The sequence below is a fragment of the Streptosporangium canum genome, from assembly GCF_900113865.1.
GTDB classification, from domain to species: domain Bacteria; phylum Actinomycetota; class Actinomycetes; order Streptosporangiales; family Streptosporangiaceae; genus Streptosporangium; species Streptosporangium canum.
The window spans coordinates 130,915-149,153 of sequence record NZ_FOQY01000010.1; the positions used below are offsets into that span (position 1 = coordinate 130,915).

At 70.8% G+C, this 18,239-nt stretch carries 18 protein-coding genes; 13 read left to right on the forward strand and 5 right to left on the reverse strand.

The annotated features are described in order from the left end of the window. Position 1: 1 nt before the first annotated feature. From BM085_RS17120 to BM085_RS17130, 3 genes are read left to right on the forward strand one after another with little or no spacing between them, the layout of a single operon-like run. Positions 2–781 carry a metal ABC transporter ATP-binding protein gene (locus BM085_RS17120; protein ID WP_386434921.1) on the forward strand — a complete coding sequence of 260 codons (780 nt, stop codon included), beginning with the start codon at positions 2–4 and terminating at the stop codon, positions 779–781. Next, a complete protein-coding gene (locus BM085_RS17125) occupies positions 778–1,611 on the forward strand; it encodes a metal ABC transporter permease (protein WP_093887963.1) in 834 nt (277 codons plus the stop codon). The genes BM085_RS17120 and BM085_RS17125 overlap by 4 nt, the downstream gene beginning before the upstream one ends. After that, complete coding sequence (locus BM085_RS17130) at positions 1,608–2,018, forward strand: Fur family transcriptional regulator (protein ID WP_031163892.1); 411 nt, start codon at positions 1,608–1,610, stop codon at positions 2,016–2,018. The genes BM085_RS17125 and BM085_RS17130 overlap by 4 nt, the downstream gene beginning before the upstream one ends. Here the strand turns inward: BM085_RS17130 and BM085_RS17135 are convergent. Then, positions 1,937–2,953 (reverse strand): DMT family transporter, encoded by a 1,017-nt coding sequence (locus BM085_RS17135; protein WP_093887964.1) that lies wholly within the window; start codon positions 2,951–2,953, stop codon positions 1,937–1,939. The genes BM085_RS17130 and BM085_RS17135 overlap by 82 nt on opposite strands. 98 nt (positions 2,954–3,051) lie before the next feature. On the opposite strand from BM085_RS17135, the gene BM085_RS17140 reads away from it, so the two are divergent. Then, positions 3,052–3,600 (forward strand): CGNR zinc finger domain-containing protein, encoded by a 549-nt coding sequence (locus BM085_RS17140; protein ID WP_093887965.1) that lies wholly within the window; start codon positions 3,052–3,054, stop codon positions 3,598–3,600. Positions 3,601–3,649: 49 nt separating this feature from the next. Here BM085_RS17140 and BM085_RS17145 read toward each other — a convergent pair whose 3' ends face one another. Both BM085_RS17145 and recO read right to left on the reverse strand, forming a co-directional pair. Next, positions 3,650–4,429, reverse strand: coding sequence for an isoprenyl transferase (locus tag BM085_RS17145; RefSeq protein WP_093887966.1), 780 nt, complete (start codon positions 4,427–4,429; stop codon positions 3,650–3,652). Continuing rightward, complete coding sequence (gene recO, locus BM085_RS17150) at positions 4,426–5,163, reverse strand: DNA repair protein RecO (protein WP_093887967.1); 738 nt, start codon at positions 5,161–5,163, stop codon at positions 4,426–4,428. Before recO ends, BM085_RS17145 begins: the two co-directional genes overlap by 4 nt. A 162-nt stretch (positions 5,164–5,325) precedes the next feature. Here recO and BM085_RS46815 point away from each other — a divergent pair, with 162 nt between their 5' ends. The 5 genes from BM085_RS46815 to rocD all read left to right on the forward strand — a co-directional run bounded on the left by BM085_RS46815 (position 5,326) and on the right by rocD (position 10,593). Further along, complete coding sequence (locus BM085_RS46815; protein ID WP_093887968.1) at positions 5,326–6,903, forward strand: CDP-alcohol phosphatidyltransferase family protein; 1,578 nt, start codon at positions 5,326–5,328, stop codon at positions 6,901–6,903. Continuing rightward, on the forward strand, positions 6,900–7,607 hold the full coding sequence (locus tag BM085_RS46820; protein ID WP_093887969.1) for a DUF5941 domain-containing protein: 708 nt from the start codon (positions 6,900–6,902) through the stop codon (positions 7,605–7,607). The genes BM085_RS46815 and BM085_RS46820 overlap by 4 nt, the downstream gene beginning before the upstream one ends. Before the next feature lie 355 nt (positions 7,608–7,962). Continuing rightward, the gene (locus tag BM085_RS17165; protein ID WP_093887970.1) at positions 7,963–8,436 is read left to right on the forward strand and encodes an Lrp/AsnC family transcriptional regulator; all 474 of its coding nucleotides are present in this window, start codon (positions 7,963–7,965) and stop codon (positions 8,434–8,436) included. Between the two features lie 108 nt (positions 8,437–8,544). Further along, positions 8,545–9,339, forward strand: a complete 795-nt coding sequence (gene ddaH, locus BM085_RS17170; protein WP_093887971.1) for a dimethylargininase — start codon at positions 8,545–8,547, stop codon at positions 9,337–9,339. A gap of 42 nt (positions 9,340–9,381) precedes the next feature. Continuing rightward, positions 9,382–10,593: an ornithine--oxo-acid transaminase gene (gene rocD / locus BM085_RS17175; protein WP_093887972.1), complete on the forward strand. Its 1,212-nt coding sequence runs from the start codon at positions 9,382–9,384 to the stop codon at positions 10,591–10,593. 58 nt (positions 10,594–10,651) lie between these two features. Here the strand turns inward: rocD and BM085_RS17180 are convergent, their stop codons facing one another. After that, on the reverse strand, positions 10,652–12,214 hold the full coding sequence (locus tag BM085_RS17180) for an alkaline phosphatase D family protein (RefSeq protein ID WP_093888081.1): 1,563 nt from the start codon (positions 12,212–12,214) through the stop codon (positions 10,652–10,654). 275 nt (positions 12,215–12,489) lie between these two features. On the opposite strand from BM085_RS17180, the gene BM085_RS17185 reads away from it, so the two are divergent. After that, on the forward strand, positions 12,490–13,755 hold the full coding sequence (locus BM085_RS17185) for a Glu/Leu/Phe/Val family dehydrogenase (RefSeq protein ID WP_093887973.1): 1,266 nt from the start codon (positions 12,490–12,492) through the stop codon (positions 13,753–13,755). 69 nt (positions 13,756–13,824) lie between these two features. On the opposite strand, the gene BM085_RS17190 is transcribed toward BM085_RS17185, so the two are convergent. Continuing rightward, positions 13,825–14,301 (reverse strand): MarR family winged helix-turn-helix transcriptional regulator, encoded by a 477-nt coding sequence (locus BM085_RS17190; protein WP_031163913.1) that lies wholly within the window; start codon positions 14,299–14,301, stop codon positions 13,825–13,827. A gap of 74 nt (positions 14,302–14,375) precedes the next feature. Here BM085_RS17190 and BM085_RS17195 point away from each other — a divergent pair, with 74 nt between their 5' ends. The 3 genes from BM085_RS17195 (at position 14,376) to BM085_RS17205 (ending at position 18,122) form a co-directional block, all read left to right on the forward strand. Then, entirely contained in the window at positions 14,376–15,464 is a 1,089-nt protein-coding gene (locus BM085_RS17195; RefSeq protein ID WP_093887974.1) for a substrate-binding domain-containing protein, read from the forward strand. 78 nt (positions 15,465–15,542) lie between these two features. Then, the gene (locus tag BM085_RS17200; RefSeq protein ID WP_093887975.1) at positions 15,543–16,949 is read left to right on the forward strand and encodes an APC family permease; all 1,407 of its coding nucleotides are present in this window, start codon (positions 15,543–15,545) and stop codon (positions 16,947–16,949) included. Positions 16,950–17,111: 162 nt separating this feature from the next. Further along, positions 17,112–18,122 (forward strand): acetamidase/formamidase family protein, encoded by a 1,011-nt coding sequence (locus BM085_RS17205; protein ID WP_093887976.1) that lies wholly within the window; start codon positions 17,112–17,114, stop codon positions 18,120–18,122. Positions 18,123–18,239 lie beyond the last annotated feature (117 nt).

Genomic DNA, 18,239 nt, shown 5'->3' on the forward strand with positions numbered 1-18,239 from the left:
CGTGACATCCAACCAGGCAGTTTTCACCATGAGCGGCGGCCAGGTCAGCCTGGACCGCCGTCCGGTGCTCCGCGGCATCGACCTGACCGTCAAACCCGGTGAGGTCGTGGCCGTGCTCGGCGCAAACGGGTCGGGCAAATCCACCCTCATCCGCGCCCTGCTCGGCCTGACGCCGCTGTCCGGCGGCTCGACCCTCCTGTACGGCGCGCCGCCCGCCCGCTTCCGCGAGTGGTGGCGGATCGGCTACGTGCCCCAGCGGCTGTCGGTGGGCGGCGGCGTGCCGACGACGATCCGCGAGGTCGTCGCCTCGGGCAGGATCGCCAGGCAGCGACGGCTCCGCCCGACCAGCCCGGCCGACCGCGAGGCGACCGACAGGGCGCTGGAGACCGTCGGCATGGCCCGCCGCGCCGCGGACCCGGTCCAGGCCCTGTCCGGCGGGCAGCAGCAGCGGGTGCTGATCGCCCGCGCCCTCGCCGGGGAGCCCGACACCTTCGTCATGGACGAGCCCACGGCGGGCGTGGACGCCCAGAGCCAGCAACTCCTGGCCGACACCCTGTCCACGCTCGTCGACCAGGGCAAGACGGTCCTGCTGGTGGCCCACGAGCTCGGCCCCCTGGAGCCGCTCATCACCCGCGCGGTGGTGCTCAGGGACGGATTCGTCTGCCACGACGGCCCGCCGCCCCATGCCGTCGGCGCGCACGCGCTGCCCGGCCACGACCACGTGCATCCGCACGCCGAGGAGAAGCCCGCGAGCCCGCTCGACTGGAGACCCACATCGTGATCGACCTTCTGCAGTTCGACTTCATGCAGCGGGCGCTGATCGCCGCCCTCCTGGTCGGTCTGGCCGCCCCGGCGATCGGCACGTTCATCGTGCAGCGCCGTCTGGCGCTGCTGGGCGACGGCATCGGGCACGTCGCGCTGACCGGCGTGGCGCTCGGCTTCCTGACCGGCACCGCCCCCGTGCTGACCGCGGTGGCCGTCTCGGTGCTCGGCGCCGTGGCGATCGAGCTGGTCCACGCGCGCGGCAGGACCAGCGGCGACGTGGCGCTCGCGCTGCTGTTCTACGGCGGCATCGCCGGAGGCGTGCTGCTCATCTCGCTGGCCCCGGGCGGCAGCAACGCCACCCTGATGTCCTACCTGTTCGGCTCGATCAGCAGCGTCAGCACCCAGGACGTGTGGGTGATCGGCCTGCTGGCGGCCGCCGTGCTCGGCATGGTGGCCTTCTTCGGACGCGAGCTCTACGTGCTCTGCCAGGACGAGGAGGTCGCCAGGGCCAGTGGCCTGCCGGTCCGCTTCCTGAGCCTGCTGATCGCCGTCACCGCCGCGCTGACCGTGGTCATCGCCATGCGCGTGGTGGGGCTGCTGCTGGTCAGCGCGCTGATGGTGGTCCCGGTCGCGACCAGCCAGCAGCTCACCCGGGGTTTCCGGAGCACGATGGCGCTCTCCATGCTTTTCGGGATGATCTCCACGGTGGGCGGGCTGACCTCCTCGTTCTACATCGAGGTCCCGCCGGGCGCCATCATTGTGATCGTGGCCCTCGCAGGGTTCGTCCTGGCCCTCGGGCTCGGTAGATTCGTACGCCGAAGCCGACCACAGGAGTCCAGCCCATGAGCAACAGACGTGATGCCGTCCATGAAATCCTCCGCCAGAGCGAGGGCTTCCGCAGCGCGCAGGACGTCTACGCCGAGATGCGGGCGGAAGGCGCCAAGATCGGACTGACCACGGTCTACCGGGCGCTCCAGGCACTCGCCGACAGCGGCCATGTCGACACGCTCCGGACCGACGACGGGGAGTCGGTCTACCGCGCGTGCGCCAGCGGCGATCACCACCACCACCTGGTCTGCCGCCGCTGCGGGCGGACCGTGGAGGTGGCCGGGCCCGCGGTGGAGCGCTGGGCCGAGGCGGTCGGCTCCGAGCACGGCTTCACCGAGATCACTCACACGGTCGAGGTCTTCGGCACCTGCGCCTCCTGCTCCTCGGCCGCCGTCAAGCCCGCGGGGGTGCCGAGCCGGGCCTGAGAGCGCGGGCGGCCGGCGTGGCCCGCCCCGCCGTCGAGGGCTCGGGGCGGAGGAGCCGGCGGGCGCCGCTCCGGGCGGGAGCCGTACAGGACGCCGAGGGCGATCACCGCGCACCCGGCGAGCTGGACCGCCGACGGGCGCTCCCCCAGCACCAGCGCGGACAGCGCGAGCGTCCCCGCGGGCTGGATGAGCAGGAGCAGCGCGGTGAGGGCGGCGGGCTGGCGGGGCAGCGCGTAGGTGATCAGCACCCAGCCGAGCACCTGGGGCCCGAGCGCGAGCAGCAGCAGCCAGCCGTGCGAGGGCCAGTGCGGGGTGAGGCCTGCGGCGCCCTGCCAGGGGCCGGCCAGAGCGATCAGCACCGTGGCGGACGCGACCGCGTGGGCCAGCGGCCCGGCGCTCCGGCGGCCCTCCTCCGAGCAGCCGCGCAGGATCAGCATGAAGGCCGCGTAGGCCGGTGCGGTGGCCACGCCGAGGATCACGCCGAGACGGGGGTCGGAGCCGTAGGCCGCGGCGTCGAACAGGCCGGAGATCAGCACCACGCCCGCGAACACGACGGGGGCGGCGACCAGGAGCCGGGTGGAGGGCCGCTCGCGCAGCAGGGCCCAGGCCGCGAACGCGACCACGAACACCTGCAGGTTGCCCAGCACGGTGGCCAGGCCCGCGCCGACATAGTCGATGCTGTGGTGCCACAGCAGCAGGTCCAGACCGAAGATCAGGCCCGCGAGCCAGGCGAGCGCGCGCCGCCGTACCGCCATCGGACCGAGCCGGCGGCCCTCCCAGCAGGCGAGAACCGCCAGGAACGGCAGCGCGTAGGCGCACCGGAACAGCGCCGAGACCGTGGCGGGCTCACCCGACAGGCGGACGAGCGTGGCCGACGTCGCGATGACCGCCGCTCCGGTCACGGCGGCCAGGACGGTGCGGCGGCGTGCGGTCACGACGGGCCCCCGAACACGCGCCGGAGAGATACGCTTCCGAGACGGCGAGCCGCCGTACGCGCCCCCCCACGTTAGAACCGCATTCAACAGGAGGCAACATGCCATTTGGACATGACATGGTGTACTCGCTCGCCACTGTGGTCGATCTCGTCAACACCTCGCCCTCCACCGGCGGCGAAGACAAGCTGACCGACCTGGAGCAACTGACTGAATTCGTGGAGAACCGGCAGGTCAGCGGCGTCGGCGAGCTCGGCGAGGCGGACCTGGGCCAGGTGCGCGCCCTGCGCGAGGCCTTCCACAAGGTCTTCACCGCCCCCGACCAGGCCACCGCGGTCATCCGGCTGAACACGCTGCTGAGCGGCACCCGCATCACCCCGCGCCTGACCGAGCACGACGGCCACGCCCTGCACGTCCACTACTTCGCCCCCGGCGCCTCCCTCGGCGAGCACCTGTCGGCCGACCTGGGCGTCGCGCTGGCCCACCTGCTCGTCGAGGGCGAGTGGGAGCGCCTGCGCACCTGCTCGGCGCCCGACTGCGGCCACGTCTTCGTGGACGAGTCGCGCAACCGCTCCCGGGTCTACTGCGACAGCCGTACTTGCGGGAACCGCATGCACGTCGCGGCCTACCGGGCCCGCCGCCGCGCCTGAGGTCACCCTCCGCCGACCACCGCGGGTCGGCTTCACACGGAACGTGACGTTATTCGGTAACCGCGTTCGGCAGGGCTCCGCCGTACCGCCTGTCGCGCTTGGCGTAGGTCTCGCAGGCCTCCCACAGGTCCCGGCGGTCGAAGTCGGGCCACAGGCGGTTGAGGAAGACCATCTCGGCGTAGGCCGTCTGCCAGATCAGGAAGTTGGAGGTGCGCTGCTCACCCGAGGAGCGCAGGAACAGGTCGACGTCCGGGATCTCCGGCTCGTCCAGGTAGCGGGCGAAGGTCTCCTCCTTCACCCGGCCCGGCCTGACCCGCCCGGCGGCGATGTCCTGCGCCAGGCGCAGCGCCGCGTCCACGATCTCGGCACGGCCGCCGTAGTTGACGCAGAACTGCAGGGTCAGCGTGGAGTTGCGCTCGGTCATCCTCTCCGCGTCCTGCAGCTCCTGGATGACGCTCTTCCACAACCGGCCGGGACGGCCGGCCCAGCGGACCCGCACGCCCATGGCGTGGAGATCGTCCCGGCGGCGGCGGATGACGTCGCGGTTGAACCCCATCAGGAAGCGGACCTCGTCGGGGGAGCGCTTCCAGTTCTCGGTGGAGAAGGCGTAGGCCGACAGGTAGGGGATGCCGAGCTCGATCGCGCCCTCGATGACGTCGAAGAGCGACGCCTCGCCCGCCTTGTGGCCCTCGGTGCGCGGCAGGCCGCGCTGTTTGGCCCACCGGCCGTTGCCGTCCATCACGATCGCCACATGCCGGGGCACGCGAGCGCGCGGGATGGGGGGCGGGGTGACCCCGGTGGGGTGAGGGGCTGGGGGACGGACGTTCACGTGGCGGGCTCCCTTTCTACGTGTCGGAGAGAGCGTATGCCGTGCTCCAGGTGCCATTGGAGATATGCGGCGACCAGCCCGCTGCACTCGGCGCGGTGCCGGCCCTCGGAGGCGTCGGCGGTGAGCCAGTCGCCTTTCAGCAGCGCGACCATCAGCGCGAGGGTCTCCCCGGCGGGCACGGCGGCGCCCGCCGGACGGCAGCCCCCGCACACCACGCCCCCCGCCACGATGGCGAACGCCCGCACCGCGGGAGCCTTGCAACGGGCGCAGGACTCCAGGGCGGGGGCGTAGCCGGCGACGGCCAGCGAGCGCAGGAAGTAGGCGTCGAGGACCAGCCGGGGCTCGTGCTCCCCCGAGCCGAGCGTGCGCAGGCCGCCGACGAGCAGCAGGAACTGGCGGAGCGCGGGCTCCTTCTCCCCCAGGGTCAGCCGGTCGGCGGTCTCGAGCATCGCGCTGCCCGCGGTGTAGCGCGGATAGTCGGTGACGAGCGCCTCGCCGTACGGGCGGATCGTCTCGGCCTGGGTGATCATATCGAGCGTGCGGCCGGTGTGGAGCTGGAGATCCACGTGGGTGAACGGCTCCAGCCGGGCGCCGAAACGCGACATGGTCCGCCTGACCCCCTTGGCGACCCCCCTGATCTTTCCGGTGCGCCTGGTCAGGACTGTGACGATGCGATCGGCCTCGCCCAGCTTGTGGGTGCGCAGCACGATGCCGTCGTCACGGTACAGACTCACCTGGTCAGTCTAGTGGGATGCCCCGTGTGGCACGGCTTCAACCATGATCAAGTGGCACAGATGGATCACGGGTGCATGTTGTTCATCCAAAACTCACTAAACTTTGGCCTCTGGCGAACTCCCCGCGCCACGTTTCACCCCGCCCCCGCACGAAAGGGTGCCATGCCCCGCGTGGTCCTGCTGGGCTCATCGCCCGGCCCCGATGCCGCTTCCGGCCAGTCGACGCCGTCCGCCGCGCTGACTCTGCCCGCGCTCCCCGGCTGCCCCACTGTGATCGGCAAGCTGCACGGTCAGCTCGCCTCGCTCGACCCCGCACCGGTGACGATCGCCCGCTCCGGCGACGCGTCGGCCTACCGGGGTTTCCCCGGCCGGCTCGTCGAGACCTCCGACCTGGCCGGCGACCTGCGCGCCGTCGCGGACGCGGTCGAGCACGCCACCGAGAACCTGCTCATCCTGCCCGCCAACTCGCTGATCCACGACGAGCTGATCTACCAGATCACCAAGTCGAAGCGCGGAGCGCTCGCGCTGATCACCAAGGAGCCGCGCGAGGAGGACGAGAACGGCGACACGATCGTCCCCGACGTCCCGATCGACGAGGCGCAACCGGAGATCGGCGACCGCACGCTGGAGGGTCTCCCGGTCCGGGTCCGCGCCAGCAAGTCCCGGGTGATCTCGGTCGGCTCGGCCTACCACGCGGTGACCCGGCCCAACTCCGTCCTGCTCGGCCCGCTGCACCTGCACCACAAGCACGCGGTCACGCTGGCCGAGGCCGCCCGCGAGCTGGCCGACATGGCCCACCTGCTCGGCCCCGAGGACGACCTGCTCCAGCTCCTGGTCCTCGGCCTGGTACGGCGGGGCGTCTCGGTCGGCACCCGGGGCCGCCGCGACCTGTTCTTCCGCCGGCTGAACACCCGGGAGCAGGCCGACGAGGCAGTGGCCGAGATGTCCACGTTCAACGAGGACAAGGCCCGGCTGAACAACGCGGTCAAGGGTGCCGACGGTTTCTTCACCACCTACTTCGTCAGCACCTACTCGCGCTTCATCGCCCGCTGGGCGGCCCGGCGCGGGCTCACGCCCAACCAGGTCACGTTGATCTCCATCGCCCTGGGCGTGGCGGCGGCGGCGTGCTTCGCCACCGGCGCGCGGCCCGGGATGGTCGCCGGCGGCATCCTGATCTACTTCGCCTTCGTCTTCGACTGCGTGGACGGGCAGGTCGCGCGCTACGCCCGCAAGTTCGGCGTGCTCGGCGCGTGGCTGGACGCCACCTTCGACCGGTTCAAGGAATACGTGGTCTTCGCCGGCCTGGCGGTCGGCGCGGCCGTCTCCGGCGTGGGCGACGTGTGGACGCTGGCGCTGGCCGCGCTCGGCATGCAGTCCATCAAGCACCTGCTGGACTTCTCCTTCGGCGCGGCCAACCGGCGCAAGCCCCCGTCGCCGCTGCCCTCGGTGTCGCTGGCGATCAGCGCCGACACCGACCTCCGGGCGGCGCTGGAGCAGCGCAAGGTCGCGCGCAGCGGCGGGATCCGCGGGCTGCTGAAGATGTGGAGCAAGGCAGGCAGGAACCGGGCCGTGCACTGGGCCCGCAAGATGATCGTTTTCCCGATCGGTGAGCGCTTCGCCGCCATCGCCATCGTCAGCGCCTTCTTCGACGCCCGGGTCACCTTCATCACGCTGATCATCTGGGGCGGCATCGCCACCGCCTACTCGCTCACCGGACGTCTGATGAGGTCGCTCGCATGATCACCCAGCCGCAGACCACCCCCGCTCCGGACCCCTACGAGGAACGGCTGCGCGTGCAGACCGCGCGTCTGCTCGCCTACCGCGACGACGGTCCGCTGGTGACGGCGCTACGCGACAAGATGGGACCGGGGCTGCCCCCGGTGCCGGCCACGCTCGTCGCGCTACTCGCGATCATCGCGATGGCGGTGACCGGGATGCTGGACGACGGCCCGGTCCTGCTGGTCCCGGCCGTGGTCATGGTGCTCCTGGTGCTGCCGACCGCGGCCCGCGACCACCTGGGCAAGCTCGACTGGCTGGCCCCGCCGCTGATCCGGGCCGCCGAGTTCCTCACGATCATCCTGGTCGGCCTGGCGGCCGAGGCGCCCAAGTGGCTGCTGTTCGTGCTGCTCTACGTGGTCGGCTACCACACCTACGACACGGTGTACCGGACCCGGCAGAGCATCTGGCCGCCCGACTGGGTGTTCAAGGCGGGGCTGGGCTGGGAGCTCCGGCTCCTGCTGCTCGGCGCCGGCGCCGCGCTCGGCGTGCTGACCTGGGTGCTGGCCGCGCTCACGCTCTACCTGGGCGTGCTGTTCGCCGTCGAGAGCGTGACGAGCTGGGTCCGCCTGGACAAGGAGTCGGCGCTGGCCCAGGCCGGCGACGACCTGGAGGCCTCTCCCGAGGAGGCCATGGAGCAGGCCACGGGCGAGGCCGAGCCCGCCTGAGGGGCCGCCCCCACCCCGGGGCGCCGTACCTGCGCAGACACACGGAGGGCCGCGACAGTCCGTCGCGGCCCTCCGCCGTTCCCGGGGACCCGGCGTGTCCCGTTCCACGGAGCCCCGCACCGCCCCGCCCGTTCCCGGAGGCCCGGCGCGTCCCGTTCCACGGGGCCTGGGCCCACCCGTTCCCGGATTTCCTCACGGGGCCCCGCCCCACCCGTTCCCCGAGCCCCTCACCGCACTCTGACCCGCGCGTTCCCGGGATTGCGGCGCGCCCGCTCCCCTCGATCCCCGGCTCCTCGCACGGCGGCGCGGACCGACGCGTGGCGGAACGGCGCGCGCTGTTGTGTTACAAAACAGCGTGGAACTGGACCGGCTGGATCGTGACATCATCGGGGCGCTCGTCGAGGACGCCCGCAGCACCTACGCGGAGATCGGGCAGAGGGTGGGCCTGTCGGCGTCGGCGGTGAAACGCCGGGTGGACCGCCTGCGCGAGACGGGGGCGATCACCGGGTTCACCGCGCGGGTGGATCCCACGGCGCTCGGCTGGACCACCGAGGCGTATGTGGAGCTGTTCTGCGTCGGCAAGACCTCACCGTCGGCGATCGGGGTGGCCGTCGCCCGGCTTCCCGAGGTGATATCGGCGTGCACCATCACCGGGGAGGCCGACGCGTTGCTGCACATCAGGGCCACCGACGTCCGCCACGTGGAGCAGGTGATCGAGCGCATCGCCGCCGAGCCGTTCGTGGTGCGCACCAAGAGCTCCATCGTGCTCTCCCGGCTGATCGAGACCCCGCTGATCACCTCACGCAACGGATCGACGTTCGTCGCCTGAAGCACGCAAGGGACCTGCGCCAACACGCATGATCGGACTCTTGGCCCGCGCGAACCCCGTTCCTAGGCTGTTGCCGTTCCCACCACAACGTCCTTTACGGGGTTCTCCATGACGAGGCACTACCTCATGTGTCGGCCTGACTATTTCGCGGTCGAGTACGCGATCAACCCGTGGATGGATCCCGAGGCCGGCGCGGACCGCGAGGTGGCGATCCGGCAGTGGGAGGGACTCAAGAGCGCCTACGAGGAGCTCGGTCACCGGGTCAGCCTGATCGACCCGGTGGAGGGCCTGCCGGACATGGTCTTCGCCGCCAACGGCGCGCTGGTGGTCGGCGGCCGGGTGTACGGCGCGCGGTTCACGCACCGGGAGCGGGCCGCCGAGGGGCCCGCCTACCTGAAGTGGTTCACCGACAACGGCTACGACCGGGTGCACGAGGCGGCGTTCACCAACGAGGGCGAGGGTGACTTCCTGACGCTCGACCACGTGGTGCTGGCCGGGACGGGGTTCCGCACCGACATCACCGCGCACAAGGAGGCCCAGGAGTTCCTCGGCCGCCCGGTGGTGACGCTGCAGCTGGTGGACCCGCGCTTCTACCACCTGGACACCGCACTGTTCCCACTAAACGGACATAACGTGGCATACTTCCCAGGGGCCTTCTCGGCGGGGAGCCAGGAAGTGCTGGAGAGCCTGTTCCCCGACGCCGTCATCGCGGACGAGGACGATGCGACCGTACTGGGCCTCAACGCGGTCAGCGACGGCACCCGTGTGGTGATCAACGCCGAGGCGGCCAACCTTCAGCTGGAGCTCAAGCGCCACGGCTTCGAGGTCATCCCGGTCGAACTGTCGGAGCTGCGCAAAGCGGGCGGCGGTCCCAAGTGCTGCACGCTCGAAATCCGGGGATAAACACAGGTAGAACGGCCAAGAACAGGGAACGGCGAATATCGGATGACCAGCACAGAGACGTTCATCGAGCTCAGCGAGCGCCGGAGCGCGCACAACTACCACCCGCTCCCCATCGTGATCCACGAGGCGCAGGGCGCCTGGGTCACCGACGTGGAGGGCAAGCGGTTCCTGGACTGCCTGTCCGGATACTCCTCGCTGAACTTCGGTCACGGTAACCCGAAGATCGTCGGAGCGGCGCAGGAGCAGCTCGCCAAGCTCACTCTGACCAGCCGCGCCTTCTTCCACGACCAGTTCGCCGCCTTCGCCGCCGGGCTGGGCGACCTCACCGGCAAGGACATGGTCCTGCCGATGAACACCGGCGCCGAGGCCGTGGAGACCGCGATCAAGGTGGCCCGCAAGTGGGGCTACGAGGTCAAGGGCGTGGCGCCGGAGCAGGCCAACATCATCGTGATGGAGGACAACTTCCACGGCCGCACCACCACGATCATCAGCTTCTCCACCGACCCGGACGCCCACGACGGCTTCGGCCCCTACACCCCGGGCTTCACAGTCGTGAAGTACGGCTCGGTCGAGGCGATCCGCGAGGCCGTCGACGCCAACACCGTCGCGGTGCTGCTGGAGCCCATCCAGGGCGAGGCCGGCGTGCTGGTCCCGCCGGACGGCTACCTCACGCAGGTCCGCGAGCTCTGCACCGCCGAGAACATCCTGATGATCGCCGACGAGATCCAGTCCGGCCTCGGCCGTACCGGTGACACCTTCGCCTGCGACCACGAGGGGGTCGTCCCCGACATCTACGTGCTGGGCAAGGCCCTGGGCGGCGGCGTCGTACCGGTCTCGGCGATCACCGCCAACGAGGACGTACTCGGCGTGATCAAGCCGGGCCAGCACGGCTCCACCTTCGGCGGCAACCCGCTCGCCTGCGCGGTGGCCAACGCGGTCATCGAGATCCTCAACACCGGCGAGTACCAGGCGCGGGCCAAGGAGCTCGGGGCGGTGCTGCACGAGCGGCTGCGCGGCCTGATCGGCCGGGGTGTGGTGACCGTGCGCGGCCGCGGCCTGTGGGCGGGCGTCGACATCGACCCCTCCCTTGCCACCGGACGCGAGATCTCCAAGGCACTGATGCGCCGCGGTGTCCTGGCCAAGGACACCCACGGCTCGACCATCCGGCTCGCCCCGCCGATCGTGGTCTCCGAGGAAGACCTCCTGTGGGCCGTCGACCAGCTCGCCGACACCCTCGCGGAGTTCGCGAAGTGACCCCTCCCGTACGGCTCGCGCCCTCCGGCGCGGGCCGTACCGGACCGGTCCGCCCCGGTCATCCGTGACCGGCCAGCTCCACCGTGGTGACCTCCGACAGCTCGGTGCCGGTGGCGGTGTCCCAGCGGACGGACAGGGGGTCGGCGCCCAGGGAGAGCGTGGCCACCGCATTGGAGAACCAGGGGCCGTGGACGATCCGCCACGTGAACGGGGGCTTGGGGATCCTGGCCAGACGGGACAGCCACCCGCCGATCAGGGTGGCGAGACCGAACTGGGCGACGATGTTGGCCAGGCGGAGCGTACGGCTCAGCGGGTTGCGGATCGGGGAGCAGACGAGCTGGTAGATGGGCAGCCCCTCGGCCTTGGCCACGTAGGAGTAGTGCACGTCGCCGGAGAGCACGACCACGGGCTTGCCGGTCTCGGCCAGCAGCGTGGACAGGTCCTCGAAGGAGCGGCGGAAGGCCGCCCAGTGCTCCAGGTCGACGGCCTGGCGGAGGGCCTCCGACCAGCGGGCCACCCTCTTGCCCCAGGCCCCCTGGGCCAGGGCCTCGTTCCAGTTCTGGATGTGGTGGATGCCGGCCGGGAGCAGGAACGGCACCGACGTGCCGATGACGAAGCGCTCGACGCCGCCCCTGCGGAGCTCCTCGGTGAGCCACTCCCACTCCACCGGGTCGATCATGCGCCGGTCCCCCGGGGTGAGCTGCCGGGCGCAGCGGGAGTCGAGCATGATCAGGCGGGTGCCGCCGAGGTCGCGGGAGTAGCTCCACCGGTTGTCGGCGGGGACGTCGTAGGCGTGCTCGGCGAACGCGTCGAGCAGTTCGGCCCCGTCGCCCTCCGCCGCGCACAGCTTGCTGAGCAGCTCGTCCGACTCGCGCTCCCGCGGCGACATGTTGCCCAGGTGCTGGTAGATCCAGTAGGCCCCGAGACCGGAGACCACCCGGCGCGGCCACCACGAGACCTTGGCCATCTGCTCGCGCCATGAGGCGGAGGTGTTGAAGTCGTCGCGCAGGTCGTGGTCGTCGAAGATCATCGCACTGGGCACCGTCGAGAGGACCCAGCGGATCTCCGGGTCGGTCCAGGCCTGCCGGTACAGCTCGGCGTACTCCTCGAAGTCGGCGATCTCACCCACCGGCTCGCCGTCCCTGCGGTTCTTGATGAACTCCAGCATCTCGACGGACGGCTCGTCGGCGTAGACCTGGTCGCCGAGCAGGAGCAGCAGGTCGGGCCACTCCTCCTCGGGGGTCTCCATCAGGCTGCAGCCGTAGGCGCGCAGGACGTCCACCCCGTGCGAGATGACGTGCATCGTGTCGTGCGGCACGCTGGTCCGGCAGGAGCCGAACATCACCCGCCTGGGCCCGTCGGGGCCGAGGAAGCGGATGCGGCTGGGCGGCTGGTCCGGCAGCGGCCACACGGTCTCCCCCGAGAGCCGGACCTCGTAGGCTCCCTCGGCGCCGACGTCCACGATCGCGTAGTGGTGGCCGTGCACGGTGAACGTCAGCGCCCGCGAACGCGCCTGCCCGACCTCCACCGTCACCTCGCACGGCTCGCTGGTCTCCACCCACACCGACGCGCCGGTCTCATTCACATAACGCAGCAGCGGCCCGACCACAAGTTCCGGCACGTTCATCCCCTCAGCACTACAGAACGGCAGGCGTCCAGGCAGGAGCCTGCCATATTGGCGCGTTGCCCTCACCGTGCCCAACCGGTCTGATCAATAACAACAGTTCAGCCGCAAGTGAGGAAACGCACAAAATTCGGTCATAAGAACACAATATGCCTAGGTTGGCAGGTAAAAACCGCACAACTAGTGTGATCATCACAAACAGCCCTGAGCAGAGCAACGGCGCTCCGCTCACCGTATGGAGGCTCTCCTTCATGACCGTTATGGTGCCGTCAATGACGCCGGCAACCGCCACCCTCGTCAGCCCCGGCCGTCAGGCCCTCGACTCCGCGCTGCTCCAGCTCGACCAGGCAGCCGACCGGCTCCATCTGGACGACGGCCTGCGCACGATGCTGGCCACCCCCCGCCGCTCGCTCACCGTCTCGGTGCCCGTCCGCCGCGAGGACGGCCGGATGGACGTCGTGCAGGGCTTCCGGGTCCAGCACAACACCACCCGCGGCCCCGCCAAGGGCGGCATCCGCTTCCATCCCTCCACCGACATCCACGAGGTCACCGCGCTGGCCATGTGGATGACCTGGAAGTGCGCGCTGGTCGGCATCCCGTACGGCGGCGCCAAGGGCGGCGTGTCGGTGGATCCGGCCACGCTGACCACGCGGGAGCTCGAACGGGTCACCCGCCGCTACGTCAACGAGATCCTGCCGATCATCGGCCCGGACAAGGACATCCCCGCCCCGGACGTCGGCACCGACGAGCAGACCATGGCCTGGATCATGGACACCTACTCGGTGAACGCGGGCTACCCCGTGCCCGGCGTGGTGACCGGCAAGCCGATGACCCTCGGCGGCTCCCTGGGCCGGGCCGGAGCCACCTCCCGCGGCGTGCAGATCGCCACGCTCAAGGCCATGTCCGGCTCTCCCGAGGGCCGCACCGTCGCGGTCCAGGGCTTCGGCAAGGTCGGCGCGCCGGCCGCGCGCTACCTCGCCGACGCCGGCTGCCGCGTGGTCGGGGTCTCCGACGCCACCGGGGCGGTGGTCAACCACTCCGGCCTGGACGTGGAGGACCTGCGGGCGTGGGTGGAGGAGACGGGCGGCGTGTACGGCTACCGCCACGCCGACGCCCTGTCCCACGAGGACCTGCTGGAACTCGACGTGGACGTGCTCGTCCCCGCCGCGCTGGAGGGCGCGATCACCGCGGAGAACGCGTCCAGGATCAAGGCCCGCCTGATCGTGGAGGGCGCCAACGGCCCCACCACCCCGGAGGCGGACCGGATCCTGGCCGACGCCGGGATCACCGTGGTGCCGGACATCCTGGCCAACGCGGGCGGCGTGATCGTCTCCTACCTCGAATGGGTGCAGAACCTGCAGGCCTGCTCCTGGAGCGCGCAGGAGGTCGACACCAGGCTCCGCGACCTCATGGAGGAGTCCTTCGACGCGGTCGCGGCGATGTCCGCCGAACGCGGGCTCAGCCTGCGCCAGGCCGCCCACGTCATCGGCGTGGGCAGGGTCGCCGAGGCCCACCGGATGCGGGGCCTCTACCCCTGACGGAGAAGGCCCGGCCTCCGTCCGGAGACCGGGCCGCCATCGTATGTCCCGCTCGACTGAGCGGGACAGTTACGAACGGACGGGGCCGTTCAGGTTCCGCTCAAGGGGCCGGGAGGGCTCGTCCAGGGCTCTGACCAGCCCTTCCAGGTCGCGCATGAGCTGCTCGGTGCGCTCGGTGCCGTAGGCGGCCTCGATCACCCGGTGGTGACCGGCCACCCCGCCCTCCACCCGGGCGAGCAGTTCGGCGCCACGGTCGGCGAGGAAGACGGCGACCTTGCGGCGGTCGGCCGGATCGTGTCCCCGGTAGACGAGCGAGCGGTCGATGAGCCGGTCGATCGCCTTGGTCAGCGTCGGGTGCGGCATCAGCACGGCCTCGGCCAGGTCACCCATCGAGTGGCCCCGGCCGTCGGCCAGGGCGCGCAGGATACGCCACTGCTCGACCGTGACGTCCTCGGCGGTCACCGCCGCGGCGAGGCCGCGGTTGACACTGCGCTCGGCTCGGCTGAGCAGGTAGGCGAGCGAGGATCCCAGTCCGGTCGTCACCATGTGAAGCTCCCGTCTGTATCCCGGCTAAGTAACGGGCCTGCCAAGACCCTCCTTTTAGGAGGATACTCGTCAACGTGGCAGAAGCCATCACACCGGTTATAGAACCTCTGGAAGCCGAGCTCATCCGGAGCGGCGCCCTGCGCGTCGGGCTTGTGGTGCCGGTTTCCGGAGTCCTCGGCCTGGTGGGGCCGTGCGCGATCAACTGTGCCATTCTCGCGGCCGACGAGGTCAACCTCGCGGGCGGGGTGCTCGGCAGGCCGGTCGAACTGGTTCTGATCGACGGCGGGAGACCCGCGGCGCAGGTGGCCGCCGAGGTCGGCGACCTGGCGGGCAGCGGTGCGATCGACGCGGTGGTCGGCACCCACGGCAGCGACGTGCGGATCGCGGTGGTCCGCGCCCTGGCCGGGCGGGTGCCGTTCGTCTACGCCCCGCCGTACGAGGGGGGCGGCCACTCGCCCGGGGTCTACTTCCTGGGTGAGACCCCCGGCCGCCAGCTCAGGCCCGGACTCGACTGGCTGATCGACCGGCGCCGTGCCCGCAGGTGGTTTCTGCTCGGCAACGACTACGTCTGGCCGCACCTGGTCCACGACGCGGCCCGCCGCCACCTCACCGCCCGCAACGTCACGATCGTCGGCGAGCGGTTCGTGCCGTACGGCGTGCGCGACTTCGCCCCGCTCCTGGAGCGGCTGGCCGCCAGCCGGCCCGACGCCGTGCTGCTCAGCCTGATCGGCAGCGACCTGGTCACCTTCAACCGGGCCTTCACCGCTGCGGGACTGTCGTGGGCGCGCCTGTGCGGGGCACTGGAGGAGCACGGCCTGCTCGGCATCGGCGGCGACGCGACCGGTGAGCTCTACGGGGCGATGGGCTATTTCGCGAGCCTGGTCACCGACGACAGCCTGAGCCTCGGCGAGCGCTACATCCGCCGGTTCGGCGCCGGTGCGCCGCTGCTCAACGGGCACGGGCAGGGGTGCTACGAGGCGGTGCTGATGCTCGCCGCGCTCGGCTCGCGCGCCGGGACGCTCGCCGTGCCCGCGGTGGACGCGATCGCCGACGGCACCTCCATCGTCACCGCGCGGGGACGGCTGACGCTTCAGGACCGGGGAGTACGGAGGCGCGCGCACATCGGCCGGGCAGACGGCCTCGACTTCGACATCGTCCACTAGAAGCTTCCGTCTGAAATCTTTTCATTTTCAAGGAAAAGTCCTATCGTTGCGACTGCCCCCATCTTCTAGGAGCCGTCCATGACCACTGAGCCCTCCCTGGAGCAATTCGGCTACCAGCAGGAACTCCGAAGGTCCCTGAGCTTCACCGACCTGCTCGTCTACGGTCTGATCTTCATGGTCCCGATCGCGCCGTTCGGCATCTTCGGCGGGGTCTTCCAGGCCTCCGGCGGCATGGTCGCGCTCGCCTACGTCATCGGCATGGTCGCCATGGCCTTCACCGCGCTGTCCTACGCGCAGATGGCCAAGGCCTTCCCGATGGCCGGCTCGGTCTACACCTACGCGGGCCGGGGCATCACCGGCACCGTCGGCTTCCTGGCCGGATGGGTGATCCTGCTCGACTACGTGCTGGTGCCGGCGCTGCTCTACCTCATCGCGAGCGCGGCGATGGCCTCGTTCCTGCCCGTCATCCCGATCTGGGGATGGCTGATCGTGTTCGTGATCCTCAACACGGTCGTCAACTACGCGGGCATCCAGATGACCGCGCGGATCACCAAGATCATGCTGATCGGCGAGCTCATCGTGCTGGCGATCTTCCTCGTCATCGGCCTGGGCGCGCTGGCCATGGGCAAGGCGCAGGCCGGCGCGCTGACCCCGCTGTTCGACTCCCAGACGTTCTCCTGGCCGCTGGTCTTCGGCGCGGTCTCCGTGGCGGTGCTGTCCTTCCTCGGCTTCGACGGCATCTCCATGCTGGCCGAGGAGAGCAAGGCCGACAGCCGCAAGATCGGCAAGTCGATGGTCGCGGCGCTGGGCCTGGCGGGCGCGCTGTTCATCGTGCAGACCTGGGTGGGCGCGCTGCTCACCCCCAACCGGGCCGAGCTGCTGACCAAGGGCGACCCCGCGGGCACCGCGTTCTACGACATGGCCGAGTTCGCCGGAGGCCACTGGCTCAGCGTGCTGACCGCCGTCGCCACCGCCATCGCCTGGGGTTTCGCCAACTCCCTGGTCGCCCAGGCCGCCACCTCGCGCCTGCTGTACGCCATGGCCCGCGACCGCCAGCTCCCCTCCTTCCTGGCCAAGGTCCACCCCAGGCACAAGGTGCCGGTCAACGCCACCCTGCTGGTGGCCGCCGTCTCCCTGGCCGTCGGGCTCTACCTGACCACCCGCGAGGACGGCATCCCGCTGATCAGCAGCCTGGTCAACTTCGGTGCGATGAGCGCCTTCCTCGCGCTGCACATCTCGGTGGTCGTCCACTACGTCATACGGAACGGCAGCCGCGACTGGTGGCGGCACCTGATCGCCCCCGTGATCGGCTTCGCGATCCTGATCTACGTGGTGATCAACGCCAACATCGCGGCCCAGGTCCTGGGGCTCATCTGGCTCGGCATCGGCGTGCTCGTGCTCGCCACCTTCTACGCCTACGGCCGCCGCCCCCTGCTGGCCGCCCTGGGCGGCGAGACCTCGGAGAAGTCCCCCCGTTCCCGGTAGCGACCGCGTCCCGGCGACGCCGGGGACATGCCGCACACCCCCGCCCCATCCATTCGATCACGCGAGGACAGAGCACATGTTCGAAATCTTCCTTGAGGTGGAGGAGGGCTTCACCTCGGCCCTCCTCAACTCGGTGACGGGCCTCAGCCGGGCGGGTGTGCGGTGAACGTCGTCTCCTACAGGCCGGCTCCCGAGGAGCTGAGCTACACCTTCGGCGGGCGCCCCGCCATCGGCAGGATCAGGCCCGGCACGATCGTCGAGATGTACACCGAGGACTGCTTCGGCGGCCGGGTGCGCTCGGTCGAGGACCTGCCGTCGAGCGTCTGCGACTTCCCCTACCTGAACCCGGTCACCGGTCCCTTCCACGTCGAGGGGGCCGAGCCCGGCGACACGCTCGCGCTGCACTTCGTCTCCATCGAGCCCGCCAGGGACTGGGCGGTGTCCGCCACGTTCCCGCACTTCGGCGCGTTGACCGGCACGCACGCCACCGCCATGCTCACCCCTCCGCTGGAGGAGGTCGTGTGGCGCTACGACATCGACGTGGAGAAAGGCGTGGCCCGCTACCACGCCCGCAAGGGCGACTTCACGGTGGAGCTCCCGCTGGACCCGATGCACGGCACGGTCGGCGTCGCGCCGGGCGCCTCCGAGGCCCGGATGACCATCACCCCGGACGCCCACGGCGGCAACATGGACACCCCCGAGCTGCGCGCCGGGGTGACCGTCTACCTCGGGGTCAACGTCGAGGGCGGGCTGTTCGCGGTGGGGGACGGGCACGCCCGCCAGGGACACGGCGAGGTGTGCGGCACGGCCGTCGAGGCGGCGATGAACACCGTGGTCGCGGTGGAGCTGATCAAGGGGGTGAGCACCCCGTGGCCGCGCCTGGAGGACGACGGCCATCTGATGTCGACCGGCTCGGCCCGCCCGCTGGAGGACGCCTTCCGGATCAGCCAGCACGACCTGGTCACCTGGGCCGCCGACCTCACCGGCCTGGACGTCCTGGACGCCTACCAGCTGGTCAGCCAGATCGGCGAGGCGCCGGTCGGCAACGTCTGCGACACCAACTACACGATGCTCGCCAAGGTTCCCAAGTCCTACCTGGGCGTGTCCGGCGTCTACGAGTCGGCCCACGAGCGGCTGCGCGCCCTGGGCCGGCGGTATCTGGACCAGCGCTGACGCCGGCGCTCCCACGGCGGAGAACCGTCCCGCGTCGCCGTACCGCCGGGGTGCGACGGCGCGGGACTCCCCTGTCCGGCGGCGGTGAGGGCACCGCTCCGGCGGAGAGACCTCCGC